1 protein-coding gene is annotated in these 2,145 nt (G+C 64.2%); it reads right to left on the bottom strand.

Features of this window, described 5'->3' with window-relative positions; genetic code table 11:
• Positions 1-1,805 (bottom strand): protein kinase (locus VEK15_31815; protein HXV65326.1); only part of this gene is annotated, 1,805 nt, incomplete at its 3' end.
• Positions 1,806-2,145 lie beyond the last annotated feature (340 nt).

Here is a 2,145-nt window from a genome sequence, read left to right on the forward strand (position 1 = left end):
GCCCACGAATGCTCCGAGGAGACGAAGCGCACGCCGAGAGCGGTCAAGCTCAGCTCCCCGATGCAACCGCCGAGCCGATGGTTGTGTCTCGCCCGGGCGATCAAGGGAAGGGTTCTCTCCCAAATCTGGTCGGTGACGAGCCGATGGAGATCGGCCGCGCCGGCGAAGGTCGGGTCGCGGGAGAGAAGCTGCTCCAGGAGAGTCCGGCTCTCAACGATATCGCCGCGATCGAGAGCCAGTCTTGCCTTGTAGAAGAGATCTGCCAGCCTCGGATCACCAGTCGCGCGGGCAGGCGGTTCCGGAGAGATCTCGGGGGCCGGTGCGGGAGTCGGACGTTCCGGTTGAGGAATGACCTCGGGCGGCGGCACGGGCGGCCGCCGCGGGACGGTCGTTCTTGTCGAGGCCTCCGCGGGCGCGACCGCAATGGGCTTCGAAGGCGCAGGCGGCGAAGGGGAAGGTGATGGATCGAGAGCCGGAAAAGGCGCTTCCGGTTGTGGGCCTTCGATCTCGGCGCCCCCCGCGACCGCTGGGGCCGGTCGAGTCTCGTCTGGTGGCACCGGCGCGTGGACGGTCATCGTGAGTCGAAAGACGAGGACCGCCCCGATCAGAAGGGCGAGGGAAACGGCGAGCCAGCGATTGCGTGACGGGGCCGCACCAGACGGTTCGGCGCCATCCTCCAGGTCGCCGACGATCTCGAACGTCGTCAGCGCCTGCTGGACCGCATTCGCGCTCGGATACCGTTGTGCCGGGTCTTTCGCCATACATCGCGCGACCACACGGGAAAGACCGAGAGGGACCGCCGGAGCCACCACGTGCGGCGGAGCCGGATCCTCGCTCAGCACCGATTGGGCGATCGCCGCGAAGGAATCTCCCATGAACGGCAACTTCCCCGTCAAAATCCGGTAGAGAACCACGGCGAGAGAGAACAGATCGGTTCGCTGATCGATGGCCCCCTTGGAAAGCTGCTCGGGCGCCATGTAGGAGGGGCTGCCGAGGATGTCGTCTTCCGAGGTCAGCTCCGAGCCGAGGACGTGGGCGATTCCGAAATCCATGATCTTGGCGTGGAAATCGGGCGTGATGATGATATTGCTCGGTTTGATGTCGCGGTGAACGATGCCCTGGGAGTGCGCATAGCTGAGGGCGTCGAGGACGTCGCGCGCGATCTGAAGGGTTTGCTCGATCCCGAGCTCTTCGCTGTGCAGAACCTCCCGGAGCGTCCTTCCGCGGACGTACTCCATCACGATGAACGGCGTGCCGTCTTCCATGTGCCCCACGTCGTAGACGGCGGTGATACCCGGGTGATGGAGCCGACCGGCGGCACTCGCCTCGCGATAGAAGCGTTCGTGGTATCGCTCTCGCTGTAATGGCGTCAGATGCGCGGCGGACTGGATCAGCTTGATCGCCACGACTCTGCCGATGGCGGGATCGCGAGCGAAGAGCACCGCGCCCATGGACCCGCGACCGAGGACCCGCTCGACCTCGAAACGAGCGAGCTTCGCGGGGAAAGCACCGCCGTGAGATGGAACGTCGAGAGGAACCGGGCTCGTGGCTCCCTCCTCGTTCCACCCGGGACCCAGGCTCTCATCGGGATCACGCAGCTCCACGACGCCGGCGCCGATCAGAGAGGCGAGCGTCTTCAAGGTCTCGGCGTCGCCGAGAGGTGAAACGCTGAGCACGTCCGACGTGGTGAGTCTCTGACCGGTCCGCTCACGCAAGAGATCCACGAGGACGCTCTCGTTGGTCGAGAGCGTCGACTCTTGAAACGTTCTCGGCGGAAAGGAGACCCAGCAGACAATCCGCTGCATGTCTTTTTCATCGAAATGTCGGAGCGTAGGTAGATCCATCCGTAAGCACCGCTACGCGTCGGGCAGGCGCAACACCGGAGAAGGAGATCCTCCTCGCGATCCCAACGCGGGCTCGTATCTGATTGTCTCGAGTATCTACCTTCCAATCTACGTGGGCCGGGGGCCGTAGTCAACCTCTCTAGAGTGCTCAATGCCGTGGCGGGACCCGTAATCGATCGTGCCGCCACGGCTCTGCAGGCTGGACTGTAGTTTTTGTCAGCCTGCTAGGGGCTGGGATCAGAAGGATCCACCTGAGGCGTGACCGGTTCGAGGGCGAATCCGAGTCGTCGACTGACGAAAC

Source organism: Vicinamibacteria bacterium, assembly GCA_035620555.1.
Taxonomy (GTDB): Bacteria; Acidobacteriota; Vicinamibacteria; order Marinacidobacterales; family SMYC01; genus DASPGQ01.